Genomic DNA, 18,246 nt, shown 5'->3' with positions numbered 1-18,246 from the left:
TGCCAATGACAGCCCCTGGAAAATTTGACAGCAATGGCGCATGGGACGGATTTTGTGGTGAAATCTGGCAGGAAGAGATCAATGTACGCGATTTTATCCAGAAAAACTATACCCCATATGATGGAAACGAATCATTTCTGGCTGATCCTACAGAGCGTACTCAGAAGTTATGGAATCATGTCCAGAAGCTTCAGAAAGAAGAACGTGAAAAAGGCGGCGTTTTGGAATGTGAGACAGAAGTTGTTTCTGGCCTTACCGCATATGGACCTGGCTACATCAGCGAGGATATGAAGGAGCTGGAGCAGATCGTAGGACTGCAGACAGACAAACCGCTGAAACGTGCATTTATGCCTTACGGTGGTATCCGTATGGCAGTTCAGGCAGCTGAAACTTACGGATATGAGATCAATCCGGAACTGAAGAAAATTTTTACAACCTATGTAACTACCCACAATGACGCTGTTTTTGGCGCGTATACTCCTGAGATGCGTCTTGCAAGAAAAACACACGTTGTTACCGGTCTGCCGGATACTTATGGCCGTGGACGTATTGTTGGTGACTACCGCCGTGTAGCTCTTTACGGAATTGACCGTCTCATTGAGGCGAAAAAAGTGGCTCATTACCGCGCTGGCTGCGGAAACATGTACGATGATGTGATCCGCATGCGTGAAGAAATCAGCCAGCAGCTGAAAGCTCTTAATGAAATGAAAGAGATGGCAAAGGTTTACGGATATGATATCTCAAAACCTGCAAGAAACGCCAAAGAGGCAGTCCAGTGGCTGTACTTCGGTTATCTGGCAGCTGTTAAGACGCAGAACGGTGCCGCAATGAGTGTTGGACGTATCTCTACTTTCCTTGACATTTATATTCAGCGTGACATTCAGAATGGTACCCTTACCGAGTCTGAGGCACAGGAGCTGATCGACCATATGACCATGAAATTCCGTCTGGTAAAATTTGCCCGTATTCCGGAATACAATCAGCTGTTTTCCGGAGATCCTACCTGGGTTACTCTGGAAGTGGGCGGCACAAGCCTGGATGGAAGACATATGGTTACAAAGACAGACTACCGTTTCCTTCATACTCTGGAAAACATGGGACCAAGTCCGGAGCCGAATCTGACTGTTCTTTACAGCCCGAATCTTCCAACTGCATTCAAGAAATATGCAGCTAAGATTTCCATTGACACTAGCTCCATCCAGTATGAGAACGATGAGGTTATGAAACCGGAGTGGGGAGATGATTACTCCATCTGCTGCTGTGTTTCCGCAACAAAAACAGGAAAAGAGATTCAGCTGTTTGGTGCACGTGCAAACCTTGCAAAGACTTTGCTCTATGCGTTCAACGGTGGTTTTGATGAGAAACACAGAATCCAGTGCGGACCTGCTATGCAGCGTATTACTTCTGAATATGCAGACTATGACGATGTAATCGAGAAATTCGACTGGTGGATGGACTGGCTGGCAGACATCTATGTAAACGTGCTGAATCTGATCCATTACATGCATGATAAATATTATTATGAGGCTGCGGAGATGGCTTTGATCAACAACGATTGCGATCGCTCCTTTGCAACTGGAATTGCCGGATTTTCACATGTTGTTGATTCACTTAGCGCAATTAAATATGCGAAAGTAAAGATCATCCGTGACGAAGAAGGCATTACAAAGGATTTTGAGATTGAGGGCGACTTCCCGCGTTATGGTAATGATGATCCTCGTGCAGATGAGATCGCAACCTGGCTGCTGCGCACCTTCTTTGACAAGATCCGCCGCCGTCATACCTACCGCGATTCCAAGCCAAGTACTTCTATTCTGACAATTACTTCTAACGTAGTTTATGGCGAAGCTACCGGTGCTACACCGGACGGCCGTAAGGCATACACCTCCTTTGCCCCAGGCGCTTCCCCATCCTACGGTGCAGAGCAGAATGGACTTCTGGCTTCCCTGAACTCTGTTGCCAAGATTCCGTATCACTGGGCTCTGGATGGAATTTCCAACACTCAGACCATCAATCCGGATGCACTTGGACATGAGAATGAGGAGCGCAAGAACAATCTGGTTCAGATTCTGGATGGATATTTTACGCAGGATGCACATCACCTGAATGTAAACGTATTCGGTACCGAGAAGCTGATCGATGCAATGGAACATCCGGAAAAAGAGGAGTATCAGAACTTTACCATCCGTGTTTCCGGTTACGCTGTGAAGTTTATTTCCTTAACAAAGAAACAGCAGCTTGATGTAATTGCGCGTACCTGTCATAAGACTTTATAAATAATATTATGGGACCACAGGAAATGCTGGACAGAGCAGAAGTGAAAAACAAATGGCAGCTTACGCCGTTGAAAAACTTCAAATCGCCTCGTCTGACAGAACGTATGTGGCGTACAGCTCTGGTAGTATTGGTTACATCTATTATTTATAAATATCCTTTGGACGGGCGAAATCCCTGTTTTGCACTGATTGGTGCGGTATACGGGGTAGGAAGTCAGAAAGCGGTATGTCTACAGTACTGGTCCTTTCCGGGTGCTCGACGAGGGATACACTTAAAATGTATGCATATCGTCCAACTATGGTTTTAAATGGAGTGGGAGATATTCCTGCCAGGGCAAAGTCAAAAGCAGAGTAATATCAGATCTAATTTTTTCACATCTTTATACAATCTTAATACGGAATCAGATACTCTTATGCCATCTTTAAAGGCAATTATATATAATGAGTGCAACAAAAAAGTAATTATTCTTAAGGAGTTCTGATCGTTTATGACGGAAAAATCATATAAGAAAAAACATCTGACATCTTTTCAGCTAATAATTCTGGGATTTGCAGGAGTGATCCTTTTGGGAAGCATTCTTTTAATGCTTCCCTTTTCATCTGTAGATAGAATACCAACTCCATTTCATGAGGCTCTTTTTACAGCCACTTCGGCGGTATGTGTAACCGGGCTTGTTGTAAAGGATACCGGAAGCTACTGGTCTCTGGCAGGACAGACAATTATTCTTGTACTTATACAAATAGGCGGACTTGGAGTGGTAACGGTGGCTGCATCTGTTTCCCTTCTTTCCGGTAAAAAAATATCCCTTATGCAGAGAAGTACCCTGCAGGATGCGATTTCCGCGCCTAAGGTTGGCGGAATCGTCAGATTGACAAGATTTATTTTAAAGGGGACATTTTTGATTGAAGCTGCAGGGGCATTGTTACTGCTGCCGGTTTTTTTATGGGATTACAAGGGAAAGGGAATCTGGCTGTCAGTCTTTCATTCTATTTCCGCTTTTTGTAATGCTGGCTTTGATATTCTTGGAACATCTGCCGATCCTTTTCCTTCCCTGACCGGGTATTCTGCAAATGTTCTTGTAAATGTAGTGATTATGCTTCTGATCATCATAGGGGGAATCGGTTTTCTCACCTGGGACGATATTTATACCAACAAACTGAAGTTTAAACGTTATCGCATGCAAAGCAAGATTATCCTTGTGACTACCGCATGCCTGATTTTAATTCCGATCATTTTTTTCTTCATCTGTGATTTGAAAAATCTATCCGCAGGGAATCGCTTATTAGCTGCGGCGTTCCAATCGGTAACTACAAGAACTGCCGGATTTAACACGATTGATATTTCAAAGATGAGTGAAGCCTCAAAAGCAGTTATGATATTGTTAATGCTGATTGGCGGTTCACCTGGTTCTACAGCTGGTGGAATGAAAACCACAACGTTTACAGTTCTTTTGTTAAATGCAATTGCTACATTCCGAAGCCAGGAAAATGCAGGGGCTTTTGGCAGGAGGCTGGAATATCATGTGATAAAAAATGCGGCGACAATCGCTATGCTTTATTTTACGTTATTTTTTTGTGGCGGACTTGCAATCAGTGTATATGAAGAGCTTCCTCTTTTAGACTGCCTGTATGAAGCTGCTTCAGCTGTGGGAACAGTAGGACTCACACTGGGAATTACACCGAAGCTTCATATGTTTTCGCAAATTGTGCTGATTATACTGATGTATCTGGGGCGTGTAGGTGGTCTGACTCTGATTTATGCGGTGCTTTCAAGAAGAAACAGGGGAAATGCAAAACTGCCTCTGGAGAAAATAACAGTTGGATAAGAAGGAGAAAATATAATTATGAAAAATGTATTGCTTATTGGACTTGGAAGATTTGGAAGACATATTGCTATGCAGCTGAATCAGCTGGGACATGAAATTATGGCAGTTGACTGGAATGAGGAGAGAGTAGATAAAGCATTACCATTTGTGACCAATGCGCAGATTGGTGACAGCACCAATGCTGAATTTTTGCGTTCCCTTGGAATAGGAAATTACGATATCTGTTTTGTAACCATTGGAGGAAGCTTTCAGAATTCTCTTGAAACAACTTCTCTTCTGAAAGAACTGGGAGCGAAACTGGTGATATCCAGGGCTGAGCGTGATGTTCAGGAAAAATTCCTTTTGCGCAATGGTGCGGATAAAGTGGTTTATCCGGAAAAGCAGGTTGCAAAGTGGGCCTCGATCCGTTACACAGATGATCATATCCTCGACTATATGGAGGTGGATGCATCCCATGCGATTTTTGAAGTGGAAGTTCCAGAAGAATGGGTTGGAAAAACAGTAGGAGAACTGGATATCAGAAAACGCTACAATATTAATATTCTGGCAGTAAAAAATGAAGGAGAATTTGGTATTGCAATTTCACCGGATACGTATTTTGAAGAGAATCATAAATTACTGGTATTAGGGGAATACAGAGCCCTTCAGAAATGTTTCCGAATATAGTCATTTGTTATGAAGAGGCTGCTATAGAGGTGAAGACAATGGCAGAAGGAATATTGGCTGTTACTGTATTTTGTTTGTTTGGACTTGGATTTTATATTGCAAATAAAGCAGATCAGTTTTGGGGCGAAATTCAGGAAAATACGGAAGAAAAACAGCAGTCATCGAAGATATTGTTTTTGAATACTCTTTCGGATGAAGAATTGTTAAGAGAGATTCATGAGTGTAAAATTGAATATAAGGAAGCTGAAATTATAATTTTTGATGGACAGTCCGGGTATGAAAAAAAGGATTTTGACCATAATACAGTCGCATGATATAATTGCAAAAACGGCAGAAAAGGGGACTGGCAGGATGAGTCTGGGAATTGAAGAGGATAATAAAAAAACAGATGAACCGGATATTGATATCCATATTATTCCGGATACGGTCAAAACAGGAAACTATCAGAAACGGTCATTTACATGGTATATGGAAAAACCGTCTGCAAAGGATTATTTTCTGACAGTTTTTATATTTGCAGTATGTACTTTGATTGGTCTGCTGTTTCAGAAGCTGGATTTCACAGATACAAATATTGTAACCATATACATTCTGGGAGTTTTGCTTACTTCCATTGTGACAGATGGTTATCTATGCAGTGTGGCCGGTTCTTTCTTAAGTGTCTTTTTATTTTGCTTTTTTCTGACAGAACCAAGGATGTCTTTTCAGACCTATGCGGTGGGTTATCCGGTGACCTTTTTCATAATGCTAATTTCATCCGTACTTACTGGGGCACTTGCGGCGAAGCTGAAAACACATGCAAAGCTTTCTACACAGCTTGCCTTTCGTACACAGATTCTGTTTGATACAGACCGTTTGCTGCAAAAGGCTAAAGGAGAGAGAGAAATTCTTGATGTCACCTGTACACAGCTTCTTCGTCTGCTAAACCGCAATATTACAGCATATGTAGTAGAAAACGGAGCTTTATCAGCGGGAAAGCTTTTTTCCGGTGAGGAAAGAGAGGACGCGGAAGATTTTTTAACACCTGAAGAACAGAAGATAGCCAGATGGGCCTATGAAAACAGACAGCGTGCCGGTGCATCCACACATCATTTTCCACATGCCAAATGCTTATATCTGGCAATTCGGAGCGGGAACAATGTTTACGGTGTAATAGGAATACCGCTGCAGAAAGAAACACTGGACTCTTTTGAATACAGTATCCTGCTGTCCGTGATAAATGAATGTGCACTTTCAATGGAAAATGCCAAAAATGCCATGGAAAAAGAAAAAAATGCAGTGATAGCCAAAAACGAACAGCTGCGGGCAGATCTTCTTCGGGCAATTTCCCATGATCTTCGAACTCCTCTTTGCTCCATTTCAGGTAATGCAGATATGCTTCTTAGCAACAGTGAACGGCTGGATGAAGCTACAAAGCATCAGATCTATACGGATATTTATGATGATTCTGAATGGCTGATCGGAGTTGTGGAGAATCTGCTTTCCATTACCAGGCTAAATGATGGAAGACTGAAATTCAAATTTACAGATCAGCTGTTAGATGAGGTGATCGCAGAGGCTCTGCGGCATATCAGCCGGAAGCATGACGATTATAAAATCGTAACTGACTGTGAAGAACTTGTTCTTGCACGTATGGATGTCCGCCTTATTATACAGGTTCTGGTAAATTTAATTGACAATGCCATAAAATATACGCCGCCAGGTACTGTAATCAGAATCCGGGGAACTAAAACAGATGGAAAAGCGCAGATAAGCGTGGAGGATAATGGACCTGGGATTCCGGAAGAAATGAAACCGCATATTTTCCAGATGTTTTATACCGGCAAAACAACAGTTGCGGATAGTCACCGAAGTCTGGGACTGGGGCTGGCGCTTTGTCACTCTATTATAGAAGCCCATGACGGAACCCTGATTCTGACGGACCATGATCCCCATGGATGTAATTTTACTTTTACTTTACCCTTAAGTGAGGTGACATTGAATGAATAAAACATTAATTCTGGTGGTTGAGGATGACAGACCTATAAGAAACCTGATTGTTACGACACTAAAGACACATGACTATAAATATCTGGCAGCAGAAAACGGCTCTTCGGCCATTTTGGAAGCATCTTCTCATCATCCGGATATTGTCCTTCTGGATCTCGGGCTTCCTGATATGGAAGGAGTAGAAGTAATAAAGAAAATCCGTACCTGGTCGAACATGCCGATTATTGTGATCAGTGCCAGAAGTGAGGATACAGATAAAATTGAAGCACTGGACGCTGGTGCAGATGATTATATTACGAAACCGTTTTCTGTAGAGGAATTGCTTGCGCGTATTCGTGTTGCGCAAAGGAGACTTGCAATAACGCAGCCCGGAGAACAGCAGGAAACATCTGTTTTTAAAAATGGTGAATTAGAGATCGATTATTCGGCTGGCTGTGCATATCTGAAGGGTGAAGAATTACATCTGACTCCTATTGAGTATAAGCTGCTCTGCCTTTTATCCCGTAATGCGGGAAAAGTATTGACACATACATTTATTACCCAGCAGATCTGGGGGCGGTGTTCTGAAAATGACGTTGCTTCCCTCCGTGTTTTTATGGCAACACTGCGAAAAAAACTGGAGCCAGAAAAAAATGGTGTGCAATACATCCAGACGCATATTGGAATTGGGTATCGTATGATCAGAATTGAAAGCAATGGTCTGGCCAGGTAATTATTCTCTTAAAAATCATTCTTGAATTATCTTCCTGTTTGTGATAAAATGCCTATTTACAAAAAAGCGGAGGTGCTATATGACATTTTATCAGGAACTTCAGTTGAATCAGGCAGGTTCAAAAGACCTGCTGAAAAAAAGTGAGACCGCAAAAGAAAAAATATATCATCTGTTTGTATATATGGCGAAGGTAGCGGTCACGATGGCATTTTGTTTTTTATTTGTTACTATTTTCAGTATTCTGCTTGGAAATGAGAACAGTATTGTAGGAGTCGTTGTCTTATTATGTCTTATGGTATTTCGAAATGCCGATCTCGGAATCCATACTGGACAGTCTACCATACTTTTGGCTTTGTTTTTCGCAGTTATGACAGTGTGTCCACATCTGGCAAATCAGCTTTCCCCGATACCGGGAATGCTGTTAAATATTGCTGCATTGGCAGTGCTGATTCTGTTCGGCTGTCATAATCCATTTATGTTTAATCAGTCCACACTCGTTCTTGGATATCTGTTGCTATATGGATATGATGTAACAGGAAAAAGCTACGAAATGAGACTGGTGGGAATGGCAGTAGGAGCTGTACTTACCTGTCTGGTATTTTATCGAAATCACAGAAACCAGGTTTATAAAAGAAAGATACAGGATGTACTGCAGGAATTTGATCTCTCTTCTTCCAGGACAAAATGGCAGTTATGCCAGATCCTGTGTGTACCGGCTGTACTTTGTATTGCAGAGCTTTTTAAAATGCCACGTGCAATGTGGGCAGGTATTGCAGCTATGTCAGCAATCTTACCGTTTATGGAAGACATGCAGTACAGAGTGAAGAAAAGAATTGTGGGAAATATTGCAGGAGTTCTTTGTTTTACAGCATTGTATTTCCTGCTTCCGTCATCCATCTATGCATATATAGGAATCCTTGGCGGAATCGGTGTAGGATTTTCCGCAAAATATGGCTGGCAGGCTGTATTTAATACATTTGGCGCTTTGGCTATCGCTGCAGAGAGTTATGGATTAAAGGGTGCAGTCAGCCTCAGAGTGATTCAGAATGTATTTGGTGTTGTTTTTGCTCTGGTATTTTGCGCTGTGTTTTATTGGGGGATGTCAAAAGAAAACAGATGTGAGTAGTAAATCTAATAGACTTTGGAAAAAACATGTCGTATATGATATGGTATGTGAAATACGGAGGAAGAAATGGATAAAGCGTTTTTCGAAATCAGAAATGAAATCGGGAAATGCTTTTTATTTCCGCAGTTTTTTGTTCTGTAAATTTCAATGTACCCAATCTTAATAAAGTGGTATAGTAAATCCAAACAGACTTTGGAGAAAATTGTAATTGTATTACCTGGAAAGGATAGAAGCGAGACAATGCATTATATTAGAATTACAAAAGAAAACATTGATAAGGAACATATCTGCTGTGCTATGTCAGGAAAAAACAGTATCGTAAAAAAAGAGTGGTTAAAACAGCGTTTTGAAGAAGGACTGGTTTTTTATCGGAGTGCAGAGCGCGGAAAGTGTTTTATTGAATATATTCCTGCTGAGAATGCCTGGGTGCCCATTGATGCAGACGGATATATATACATTAACTGCTTATGGGTTTCCGGTTCCATGAAAGGACACGGCTATTCCAATGATTTGCTGAATGAATGCATTCGTGATACAAAAGAACAAGGGAAAAAGGGAATCTGTATTCTGTCTTCAGAAGGACGAAAAAAAGAATTTCTGGCAGACCCGAAATATTTAAAATTTAAGGGATTTTCTGTTGCAGATACTTCGGACTGCGGAATCAATCTTATGTATTTACCATTTGACACAGATACTGAGCCGCCAAAATTCAAAGAATGTGCAAGACACCCGAAAGTAGAAGAGAAAGGATTTGTTCTCTATTATACAGATCAATGTCCTTTTACCTGTTACTGGGTGCCCCGTGTAGTGGAAGTGGCAAAAGAACACAATATTTCTTTAAAGGTAATTCATGTTACAAGCAGAGAAGCTGCACAGAACGTTCCGGCACCGGTGACAACGTATGCGCTATTCAGAGATGGAAGGTTTCTGACACAGGGAATACAGTCTGATAAAAAATTTCTGGCTCTTGCAGGCCGGGAATCTGATAGAAAATGAGTTGGCAGAGGAGAAACGAATATGGTAAAAATTATTTCAGACAGTACCTGCGACCTTTCGCAGGAGTTATTAAAAAAATATGAGATTGACATTCTTCCGCTTCATATTCTTCTGGGTGATAAGGAATATGAGGATGGAAAAAACATTACTCCGGATCAGATTTATACCTGGTCTGACGCAAATAAGACAACGCCTAAAACTTCTGCTCCTGCCCTGGCAGATGCCATGGAGCTTTTTCGCCCATATGTAGAGGCTGGAAGGGAAATTGTCTGCTTTTCTATTTCAGCAGGTATGTCCACCTCTGGAAATGTGATGCGCCTTGCTGCTGAAGAGCTGGGGGCTTCTGACAGGATAAAGGTAATCGATTCTGCAAACCTTTCTACAGGCATCGGTCTTCTTGTAATAGAGGCTGCAATTATGGCAAAGAATAACCGGACAGCTTCCCAGATTGTTTCTGAGATAGAGAGGCTAAAGCCAAATGTGCGAGCAAGCTTTGTGGTAGATACTCTTACCTATTTGTACCGAGGTGGACGCTGCAATGCAGTAGCGGCTATGGCTGGAGGTGTTTTAAAACTGCACCCCAGGATTGTAGTAGAAAATGGCGTTATGAATGCTTCTAAGAAATACCGGGGAAAAATTGATTCTGTTATCATGGACTATGTTAAAGATATGGAAAAAGATTTAAAAAATGCGAGACCAGAACGTGTATTCATAACACATTCTGGCTGTGAAGAGGAAACTGTAGAGAAAGTGCGGGCTTATCTGGAAGAGCTTGGCGTTTTTGATGAGATATTGGAAACCAGGGCAGGTGGTGTTATATCAAGTCATTGTGGACCTGGCACGTTAGGTGTTTTGTATATTGCAAAATAAGGAATTCGCTACAATTTCACCTTTAAATCCTGTAATGTGATATTCTTTTTTTGTATGTTTATTGGAGGTGTTGTTTGCATGGAGTATATAGCGCATAAAGATGGTGAAAGAGTACAGACAGTAAAAGAACACTTATATGGTACGGCAGAATTAGCAGGATCTTTTGCGGAAAAATTTTGAAAAAAAGAATGGGGTTATTGTTGCGGAATGCTACATGATCTTGGAAAATATTCCAAAGAGTTTCAAAGAAAAATTCAAAATGATACAGGTGAAAGAGTAGACCATTCAACTGCAGGTGCAAAAGTCTGCAATGAAAAAGGCGGTTACTATTCTATTTTGAGCTATTGTATTGCTGGACATCATGCTGGACTTCCGGATTATGGAAACACCGCAATCAGCAACAGCTTATGTGGAAGATGCAAAAAAAGGATCTGTGATTTCGAAAATTATAAAAATGAAATACAAATTCCAATGCTTCATACAGATCCGGTTGTGTTTGATCCAACTAAAAATTTAGATTTTGCATTAAGTGTTTTTGTAAGGATGTTGTATTCGTGTTTAGTAGATGCGGATTTTCTGGATACAGAATTTTTTATAAAAAATGAAAATACTGGTCGTGTTTCGGGAGAAACGATGCAAATTCTGGAGAAAAAACTAGAACAACATGTTGCACCTTGGTTAAGTAATACTGAGCTGGAAAGTATTAATGGAAGAAGAACGGAGATTTTAGCTCATTGTATGGAAATGGGAAAACAAGAAAGAGGAATTTACCGGCTGACAGTTCCAACCGGTGGAGGAAAAACGATTGCTTCTCTTGCCTTTGCATTAAAACATGCAGTAAAACATCAGATGGATCGGATTATTTATGTGATTCCCTATACGAGTATAATCGAACAGAATGCGCAGGTATTTCGAGAAATTCTTGGTGCAGAAAATGTATTGAAAAATCATTGTAACGTAGAATATAAAGATTCAGAAGAGTTTTATCCGATGCAGCTTGCAAGTGAAAATTGGGATAAACCTGTAGTTGTGACAACAAATGTACAGTTTTTCGAATCTTTGTTTGGAAACAAATCATCAAAATGCAGAAAAATCCATAACATTGCAAATAGTGTTGTGATATTTGATGAAGCGCAAATGCTCCCAATGGATTACTTAAAACCTTGTGTTTCTGTTTTGCAGGAGTTGGTTGATAATTATGCTTCAAGTATTGTTTTATGTACTGCAACACAGCCTGCGCTTGAAATGTTTTTCTCGTCGAAGAATAAAATGATAGAATTATGTCCTCGTATAGAAGAACAGTTCCGCTTCTTTGAGCGGGTTACTTATGAAAAAATAGGAAAAATCTCTCAAGAGGAATTGCTCATGCGAATACAGGGAGATCAAAGTGTACTTTGCATTGTGAATACGAAAAAAACTGCGCAGGAACTGTACAAAAAACTGCAGAAAGAAGAGAAAAATATATATCATTTATCTACAAATATGTATCCCAAACATAGAAAAAGAGTATTGAAAATAATTCGGGAGCAACTGGATAAAAATGAAACGGGCATTGTTATTTCAACAAGTCTGGTGGAAGCAGGAGTGGATCTGGATTTTGACATTGTTTACAGACAGATTGCAAGTGTGGATTCTATAATTCAGGCAGCCGGAAGATGCAACAGGAACGGAAAGAAGGATGTAGCGAAAAGTAAAGTTTATATTTTTGATTTAATTGACGAAAAAAAGGTGGAAATCAGAAATTGCAAATTGAAACAGCAACATCTGTTCTGCAAGACTATGAAAAAGTAGATGACTTAACAGGAATTACAGACTATTTTAAACGTCTTTATCATTATCGTGGAACAAGCCTGGATAAGAAAAATATTATGGATGAATTTAAACAGATGCGTTTTAATAAGCCATAATCCAGGCATTTACATACGGAAAACTGATCAATGCTAAGTTATATGAGCATCCACTTTGTAAAAAAGATCGCAGCCTTTTTTATTACCGGATCCAATGTTCCTTTATGTCAGGACAGAAAAAAATAATCCAGACTGCGTATGTAACTAGGGAAGAACTTCTTTCCCAGCGTTCTTTTTATGAAAAGCAGATAGAAGAAAAAAGGCTGTGTATTTTCAAGTACAGTGTAAAAGACTTTTTCGAATACTGGCTCAGTATCTACCTGCCGGGAATGAAAATAATCTCATCTGCCCGCAGGATAAAGTATAAAGACCTGATCTACAGGTATATCATCCCGAAGATCGGACCTCTCATGATGAACAATATTACAGAAAATGATTTGCAAAAACTACTGGGAAGTACCAATTCCCGGGAAGATTTTGACGATTTATGTCATGTCCTGGTGGATTCCTTTGAAACGGCCTTGGAATACCACTGCACTGACCATGATCCAGCATCTGCGGCCGTACAACTCAAAAACGATATGGTGCAAAAACTCTCTGGAACTTCCTGCGAGATAAATTTATTCACTTCAAAAGATCCAGAAGTACAGAACCTAAACTTTATAGATCCTCATTTTAACAACGAGGATCTGCTCAAACTTATGCGGTAATCGATCTTGCCAGATTCCTGCTGACACTGACGAACATTTAAAACAGACCGGATGATTTGCCAGAATCTGTGTATTTACCGGGATCACTGCTATATGTGAATGTTTATTGCAAACGAAAAGTAGAAAAATGAAATACGAAAAAGCCGTATCCTGCTGCCAAGATTCTAACTTTAAACTGTAAATAATACACTTCCAAAATGGAATTCGTGTATAAAGTCATGCATGAATCCCCTTTTTATGGTATTATTAGAAAACAGAGAACAGGATGGAAAGGAAGAACACAAGATGACTTTTGATATGGACAGTATCATCTGGCTGGTTATTATGGTTCCCTGTAGTATGTTATTTACAGGAATCGGCATCTTTGCATGGAATAGAAAAAAACTATGTGGATTGGATATTGCCTGGTGTTCTGGCTGGCATCCTTTGCTGAAGTATGGAACATGGTCATTGCAGGAATCTTCACCGGAGTAGGCTGTATTGCTGGAATTCCGGTATTGATACTTATATATAATCGAATTTACAGAAAATATAAGGTGTGAATTTGCTTAGAACAATCGGGATCGGTCACAATAAAGGCGTGATTATCAATGCTGTATATCAGTAAGGAAGGAAACAGAGCGATGAGCAGGCAAATACTAAAAAAAGAACATATCATTACAGATAGATTGACATTAGGTCCTTATCGTAAAGAAGATTTATTATTGAATTCGTTTTAACTGTTGGCATTTTTTGTATTTTCAGAAGGGAAATCAAACATGGAGAATGAATTAATTTTGTTTGAAACTGCTGATAAAGAAATAAAGTTAACTGTGCCTATTAAAAATAATACTGTATGGCTTAATAGAAAACAGTTAGCCGAATTGTTTGGAAGAGATGTAAAGACAATTGGGAAACATATTAATAATGCATTAAAAGAAGAGTTGGATAATTCAGTTGTCGCAAATTTTGCGACAACTGCTTCAGATGGAAAAGTGTATCAAATAGAACATTATAATTTAGATATGATTATTTCTATAGGCTATAGAGTGAAATCTAATCGAGGAGTAGAATTTAGAAAATGGGCTAATAGTGTTCTAAAACAGTATATCATACAGGGGTATGCAATCAATGAAAAAAGATTAGAAGCTTTACAACGAACAATAAATATCCAAACAAAAATGCTTGCATGCACTTTGGAAGTAGATGAAGCAGAGGTGTTGAAAGCTGTTAGCTTATATACAAATGCTTTGATGCTGTTAGATCAGTATGATCATCAATCACTTAAAAAGCCTACTGGAAGCAAGGCTATCTATAGAATTACATATGAAGATTGCCGAAATATGGTGAACGCAATGGAAGATTCATTTCACTCGGATGTCTTTGGGATTGAGAAAGAAAAGGGAAAAGTTGAAGGTATTCTTGCAGCAGTTTATCAAAATGTTTTTGGAGGAGATGTTTATCCTTCCTTAGAAGAGAAAGCAGCCAATCTTTTGTATTTTATGATAAAAGATCATCCTTATGCTGATGGATGCAAGAGAATTGCTGCATCGTTATTTTTGGAATTTTTGGCTCGAAATAATATACTTTACAAAGCTGATCAAAAAAGGGTAAGCGATGGTGCATTAGTAGCAATAACATTAATGATTGCAGAGTCAGATCCAAAGGAGAAAGATATTATGGTTAATTTGGTGATGAATTTGCTAATAATGTAAATTTGATTTCAAATCGGAATTTCAGGAGGTTTTTTTATGCCACAAATGAATAAGGGAGGAAAATTTATTTTCGGGAAATCACTCATTCGGACGGATGGAACATTGCGGATTCCACCGCAGGCAATGGAAGAATATCACATTGCAGATGAAGGAAAAGTATATCTTTTTACCGGAAGTAAGATTACCGGTGGCTTCTGCGTCACCCGGAAAGGCCTTTTGCATCCGTCAAAACTTGGTCACATTTTGGACGATACTCCACCGTTGCTTGACTACTCAGCAGGTTCTGGCGAATTTATCAAATACAAGGGGCGTTCCTACTGCTGGGTAGAAATTTCACAGGAGGGGCAAATTCTTCTTACGAAGAAAATGATGGATTTTTTGAAGGTGAGACCCGGAATGGAGCTGCTCTCTATCCACAGTAGCGACATCGCGTTTACGATGGGAGCTAAAGGACCGCTATTGGAAAAAGCAGAAAACTATGATGGTGAAATTCCGCTTTTTTAAGTGTAACAATTTCCAGTTTGATGGAGAAAGCAAAAATCAGTCATGCCCTTTATCATATAGTTTCTGTATATTTTTTGGAAGTTTGTCAGGCAACATGGCATTTATAGCATCTTCGTTACCATCTTTCATTGCTGTTTCGTAATACCAGCACTTGAATTTTAAGAGGGAGAGAGTTTTTTGAAGTTCCTGAATTTCAGTTTCAACAGCTGATTTTCTGGTTTCAAATAATTCTTTCCTTTTTTCATAGCTGGAGCTGCCTTCAGATACCCAGATAAAAAATTGCTTTATATCTTTTATCTCAAGACCGGATTTCTTCAGACATTCAATGATACGAAGTGCTTCTAATTCATTATCGCTGAAATAACGGATATTTCCCTTGCGTTCCAGATTAGGGAAAAAGCCTTCCTTGTCATAATACCTTAATGTAGAAACAGGAAGATTAAACATTGCAGAGACCTGACCGATTGTATACATAAAAAACCTTCTTTCAAATTTATGCTTGACCTAAAGTTAACTTTAGGTTGTAAGATATTTATATCATATACTATTGTTAGTATAATTACAAGAAATTTTGCATATGGAGGATGTTAAATATGTTAAAAACAGAAGAATTAAAGCTGGTATCTGAATGGGATAAAACTTTTCCACAGAGTGAAAAAGTAGACTATAAGAAAGTGACATTTGTAAATCGTTATGGAATCACACTTGCCGCAGATTTGTATAAACCTAAAAATGCATCTGGGAAATATCCTGCGATTGCCGTAAGCGGACCATTTGGGGCAGTCAAAGAACAGTGTTCCGGATTATATGCACAGACAATGGCTGAAAGAGGATATTTAACGATTGCATTTGACCCTTCTTTTACGGGGGAAAGTGGAGGCTATCCAAGATTTATGGCTTCTCCAGATATTAATACAGAAGATTTTATGGCTGCTGTTGATTTCCTTTCTGTTCGGGAAGATGTGGATCCGGATAAAATAGGAATCATTGGAATCTGCGGCTGGGGTGGAATGGCTCTTAACGCAGCTGCGTTGGATACAAGAATAAAAGCAACCGTTGCTTCTACCATGTATGATATGACAAGAGTAAATGCGAATGGATACTTTGATTCTGAGGACAGTGAAGAAGCACGTTATGCAAAGAAACAGTCACTGAATACCCTCAGGACAGAAGAATACCGTAAAGGCGAATATTCAAGAGGCGGTGGTTGTGTTCCCCTTCCGGTTCCGGAAGATGCACCTTTCTTCGTAAAAGATTACAGTGAGTATTATAAAGGCAGATGTTATCATAAAAGGAGCCTGAATTCAAATGATGGCTGGAACAGTATTGGATGTATGTCATTTATGAATCAGCCAATATTAAAGTACAGTAATGAAATCAGAAGTGCAGTCCTTATCGTTCATGGAGAAAAAGCACACAGCTATTATTTTGGAAAAGATGCTTATGAAAATATGATCAAGAACAGCAAGTACACATCCAATAAAGAACTGCTGACAATTCCGGGAGCTGTTCATACAGATCTATACGATAATCCGGATGTGATCCCATTTGACAAAATTCAGAAATTTTTTAAAGAAAACGGAGTTGGTTAATTATGACGTGTGAAGAATATTTGAGTAATATGAAGCCCGGATATATCGTAGATGGTGGAAGTGAAGAACATCTGGTTATGCATGAGCTGTCTCAAAGGGCATTAAAGATAACGATGGAGCTGAATAACAAATATCATACAAAAGAAGAAATTATACAGCTTATGTCGGAACTTACCGGACAAAAAATAGATGAAAGTTTTGGAATGTTTCCTCCGTTTTATACAGACTGCGGACGAAATATCCATATAGGTAAAAATGTTTTTATTAATGCAGGATGTAAGTTTCAGGATCAGGGTGGTATTTATATAGAGGCTGGAGTCCTGATTGGACATAATGCAGCAGTATTGGCAACGATCAATCATATGGAAGATCCCGAGAAAAGAGCAGGTATGATATTTCAGCCGATTCACATCGAAAAAAAAGTGTGGCTTGGAGCAAATGTAACGGTTCTTCCGGGGGGGGGGGTACGATTGGTGAAGGTTCGGTCATTGCAGCCGGAGCAGTTGTAACAAAGGATGTTCCGGCCAATATGATTGCGGCAGGAGTGCCTGCGAAAGTTATACGGAAGGTTAAAAAAGACACTGAAAAAGGAGAAATTTAATCATGGCAAAAAAAGTATTGATCATATCGACAAGTCTTCGAGGAGGCAGCAATTCTGATATACTTGCAAATGAGTGTGCAAATGGAGCAAAAGAAGCCGGGCATGATGTGGAACTTCTTTCTTTGAAAGGAAAAGATATAAAATATTGTATCGGTTGTCTATCCTGTCAGAGGAATGGGATATGTGTACTGAAGGATGATGTTGCAGATATTATGGCAAAAGTAAAGGATGCGGAGGTCATTGTCTATGCAACACCAATTTATTACTATGAGATGTGTGGCCAAATGAAAACACTTCTTGATAGATTGAATCCTTTATATTCGACAGATTATTCATTCAGAGATATTTATATGATTGCAACTGCTGCTGAGAATGATGAAAGTGCATTTGAAAAAGCCTACAATGGTCTGCAAGGCTGGGTAGACTGTTTTGAAAAGGCTTCCTTGAAAGGCATGGTCGGTGGCGGTGGAATTGATGCTGCAAATATAGCTGCAAGCCATGCTGATGTGATGAAAAAAGCATATGAACTTGGAAAGAAATTATGAGTTTGAAAAGAGTACTGTTATTTAGTCTGTGTATATTAGTTTTATCGAGAGTATGAAACTTTTTCTGTAAAATAATGTTTAGAAGGTTCTTCTATGATACAATAACTATCATTAGGAGGACCTTTTATTATGGCAAGACAAAAGAAACCGGTACATCGAGTACAAATGACCGAAGGAAAACGAAACATCATCCATCAGCTTCTAGAAGAGTATGATATCCAGTCTGCTGAAGATATCCAGGATGCGCTCAAGGATCTTTTAGGCGGTACCATTAAGGAAATGATGGAAGCGG

General features: G+C 39.5%; 18 protein-coding genes and 2 pseudogenes. 19 read left to right on the top strand and 1 reads right to left on the bottom strand.

The genetic code is table 11. The annotated features are described in order from the left end of the window. Positions 1–5 precede the first annotated feature (5 nt). From pflB to LIQ05_RS15445, 15 genes and pseudogenes are all read left to right on the top strand, one after another. Positions 6–2,276, top strand: a complete 2,271-nt coding sequence (gene pflB / locus LIQ05_RS15515; protein WP_416386003.1) for a formate C-acetyltransferase — start codon at positions 6–8, stop codon at positions 2,274–2,276. Positions 2,277–2,493: 217 nt separating this feature from the next. Next, positions 2,494–2,631, top strand: a pseudogene (locus tag LIQ05_RS15510) (HAD hydrolase-like protein); the annotation flags it as partial. Between the two features lie 133 nt (positions 2,632–2,764). Next, a complete protein-coding gene (locus LIQ05_RS15505; protein ID WP_226822105.1) occupies positions 2,765–4,102 on the top strand; it encodes a TrkH family potassium uptake protein in 1,338 nt (445 codons plus the stop codon). Between the two features lie 18 nt (positions 4,103–4,120). Beyond that, the gene (locus LIQ05_RS15500; RefSeq protein ID WP_148462026.1) at positions 4,121–4,768 is read left to right on the top strand and encodes a potassium channel family protein; all 648 of its coding nucleotides are present in this window, start codon (positions 4,121–4,123) and stop codon (positions 4,766–4,768) included. A 38-nt stretch (positions 4,769–4,806) separates the two neighbouring features. Further along, entirely contained in the window at positions 4,807–5,082 is a 276-nt protein-coding gene (locus LIQ05_RS15495; protein ID WP_173716005.1) for a hypothetical protein, read from the top strand. Between the two features lie 37 nt (positions 5,083–5,119). Beyond that, positions 5,120–6,757 carry an ATP-binding protein gene (locus tag LIQ05_RS15490; RefSeq protein WP_226822103.1) on the top strand — a complete coding sequence of 546 codons (1,638 nt, stop codon included), beginning with the start codon at positions 5,120–5,122 and terminating at the stop codon, positions 6,755–6,757. After that, positions 6,750–7,469 (top strand): response regulator, encoded by a 720-nt coding sequence (locus tag LIQ05_RS15485; protein WP_173771418.1) that lies wholly within the window; start codon positions 6,750–6,752, stop codon positions 7,467–7,469. Before LIQ05_RS15490 ends, LIQ05_RS15485 begins: the two co-directional genes overlap by 8 nt. A 79-nt stretch (positions 7,470–7,548) precedes the next feature. Then, on the top strand, positions 7,549–8,595 hold the full coding sequence (locus LIQ05_RS15480; protein WP_226822101.1) for an FUSC family protein: 1,047 nt from the start codon (positions 7,549–7,551) through the stop codon (positions 8,593–8,595). A gap of 240 nt (positions 8,596–8,835) precedes the next feature. Beyond that, positions 8,836–9,591: a YoaP domain-containing protein gene (locus LIQ05_RS15475; RefSeq protein ID WP_226822099.1), complete on the top strand. Its 756-nt coding sequence runs from the start codon at positions 8,836–8,838 to the stop codon at positions 9,589–9,591. A 21-nt stretch (positions 9,592–9,612) separates the two neighbouring features. Beyond that, positions 9,613–10,461, top strand: a complete 849-nt coding sequence (locus LIQ05_RS15470) for a DegV family protein (RefSeq protein WP_226822097.1) — start codon at positions 9,613–9,615, stop codon at positions 10,459–10,461. A 207-nt stretch (positions 10,462–10,668) separates the two neighbouring features. After that, positions 10,669–12,252: a CRISPR-associated helicase Cas3' gene (cas3, locus tag LIQ05_RS15465; protein ID WP_318289545.1), complete on the top strand. Its 1,584-nt coding sequence runs from the start codon at positions 10,669–10,671 to the stop codon at positions 12,250–12,252. Between the two features lie 220 nt (positions 12,253–12,472). Continuing rightward, positions 12,473–13,018, top strand: a complete 546-nt coding sequence (locus LIQ05_RS15460) for a hypothetical protein (protein ID WP_226822095.1) — start codon at positions 12,473–12,475, stop codon at positions 13,016–13,018. 237 nt (positions 13,019–13,255) lie between these two features. Further along, positions 13,256–13,492, top strand: a complete 237-nt coding sequence (locus tag LIQ05_RS15455; RefSeq protein WP_226822093.1) for a hypothetical protein — start codon at positions 13,256–13,258, stop codon at positions 13,490–13,492. 284 nt (positions 13,493–13,776) lie between these two features. Further along, a complete protein-coding gene (rhuM, locus tag LIQ05_RS15450; RefSeq protein WP_226822091.1) occupies positions 13,777–14,712 on the top strand; it encodes a RhuM family protein in 936 nt (311 codons plus the stop codon). Positions 14,713–14,748: 36 nt separating this feature from the next. Beyond that, a complete protein-coding gene (locus tag LIQ05_RS15445; protein WP_226822089.1) occupies positions 14,749–15,216 on the top strand; it encodes a hypothetical protein in 468 nt (155 codons plus the stop codon). Between the two features lie 36 nt (positions 15,217–15,252). Here LIQ05_RS15445 and LIQ05_RS15440 read toward each other — a convergent pair whose 3' ends face one another. Next, a complete protein-coding gene (locus LIQ05_RS15440) occupies positions 15,253–15,690 on the bottom strand; it encodes a MerR family transcriptional regulator (RefSeq protein ID WP_055154026.1) in 438 nt (145 codons plus the stop codon). Between the two features lie 119 nt (positions 15,691–15,809). Here LIQ05_RS15440 and LIQ05_RS15435 point away from each other — a divergent pair, with 119 nt between their 5' ends. The 4 genes and pseudogenes from LIQ05_RS15435 to LIQ05_RS20400 form a co-directional block, all read left to right on the top strand. Next, positions 15,810–16,808, top strand: coding sequence for an alpha/beta hydrolase (locus LIQ05_RS15435; protein WP_226822087.1), 999 nt, complete (start codon positions 15,810–15,812; stop codon positions 16,806–16,808). Between the two features lie 2 nt (positions 16,809–16,810). Next, complete coding sequence (locus tag LIQ05_RS15430; RefSeq protein WP_330634014.1) at positions 16,811–17,317, top strand: sugar O-acetyltransferase; 507 nt, start codon at positions 16,811–16,813, stop codon at positions 17,315–17,317. A 94-nt stretch (positions 17,318–17,411) separates the two neighbouring features. Beyond that, entirely contained in the window at positions 17,412–17,954 is a 543-nt protein-coding gene (locus LIQ05_RS15425) for a flavodoxin family protein (RefSeq protein WP_226822086.1), read from the top strand. Positions 17,955–18,083: 129 nt separating this feature from the next. Next, a pseudogene (locus LIQ05_RS20400) lies at positions 18,084–18,246 on the top strand (IS256 family transposase); the annotation flags it as partial.

It is taken from the genome of Blautia glucerasea (assembly GCF_020537505.1).
Taxonomy (GTDB): domain Bacteria; phylum Bacillota; class Clostridia; order Lachnospirales; family Lachnospiraceae; genus Blautia_A.
The sequence above is the reverse complement of the archived record's forward strand: the minus strand, read 5'-3'. Positions and strand labels throughout refer to the sequence as shown.

Excerpts from the sequence above, each read along its gene's own strand:
- pflB (WP_416386003.1), top strand. The coding sequence starts at position 6 with ATGACAGCCCCTGGAAAATTTGACAGCAATGGCGCATGGGACGGATTT.
- LIQ05_RS15505 (WP_226822105.1), top strand. The coding sequence starts at position 2,765 with ATGACGGAAAAATCATATAAGAAAAAACATCTGACATCTTTTCAGCTA.
- LIQ05_RS15500 (WP_148462026.1), top strand. The coding sequence starts at position 4,121 with ATGAAAAATGTATTGCTTATTGGACTTGGAAGATTTGGAAGACATATT.
- LIQ05_RS15495 (WP_173716005.1), top strand. The coding sequence starts at position 4,807 with ATGGCAGAAGGAATATTGGCTGTTACTGTATTTTGTTTGTTTGGACTT.
- LIQ05_RS15490 (WP_226822103.1), top strand. The coding sequence starts at position 5,120 with ATGAGTCTGGGAATTGAAGAGGATAATAAAAAAACAGATGAACCGGAT.
- LIQ05_RS15485 (WP_173771418.1), top strand. The coding sequence starts at position 6,750 with ATGAATAAAACATTAATTCTGGTGGTTGAGGATGACAGACCTATAAGA.
- LIQ05_RS15480 (WP_226822101.1), top strand. The coding sequence starts at position 7,549 with ATGACATTTTATCAGGAACTTCAGTTGAATCAGGCAGGTTCAAAAGAC.
- LIQ05_RS15475 (WP_226822099.1), top strand. The coding sequence starts at position 8,836 with ATGCATTATATTAGAATTACAAAAGAAAACATTGATAAGGAACATATC.
- LIQ05_RS15470 (WP_226822097.1), top strand. The coding sequence starts at position 9,613 with ATGGTAAAAATTATTTCAGACAGTACCTGCGACCTTTCGCAGGAGTTA.
- cas3 (WP_318289545.1), top strand. The coding sequence starts at position 10,669 with ATGCTACATGATCTTGGAAAATATTCCAAAGAGTTTCAAAGAAAAATT.
- LIQ05_RS15460 (WP_226822095.1), top strand. The coding sequence starts at position 12,473 with ATGTCAGGACAGAAAAAAATAATCCAGACTGCGTATGTAACTAGGGAA.
- LIQ05_RS15455 (WP_226822093.1), top strand. The coding sequence starts at position 13,256 with ATGGTATTATTAGAAAACAGAGAACAGGATGGAAAGGAAGAACACAAG.
- rhuM (WP_226822091.1), top strand. The coding sequence starts at position 13,777 with ATGGAGAATGAATTAATTTTGTTTGAAACTGCTGATAAAGAAATAAAG.
- LIQ05_RS15445 (WP_226822089.1), top strand. The coding sequence starts at position 14,749 with ATGCCACAAATGAATAAGGGAGGAAAATTTATTTTCGGGAAATCACTC.
- LIQ05_RS15440 (WP_055154026.1), bottom strand. The coding sequence starts at position 15,690 with ATGTATACAATCGGTCAGGTCTCTGCAATGTTTAATCTTCCTGTTTCT.
- LIQ05_RS15435 (WP_226822087.1), top strand. The coding sequence starts at position 15,810 with ATGTTAAAAACAGAAGAATTAAAGCTGGTATCTGAATGGGATAAAACT.
- LIQ05_RS15430 (WP_330634014.1), top strand. The coding sequence starts at position 16,811 with ATGACGTGTGAAGAATATTTGAGTAATATGAAGCCCGGATATATCGTA.
- LIQ05_RS15425 (WP_226822086.1), top strand. The coding sequence starts at position 17,412 with ATGGCAAAAAAAGTATTGATCATATCGACAAGTCTTCGAGGAGGCAGC.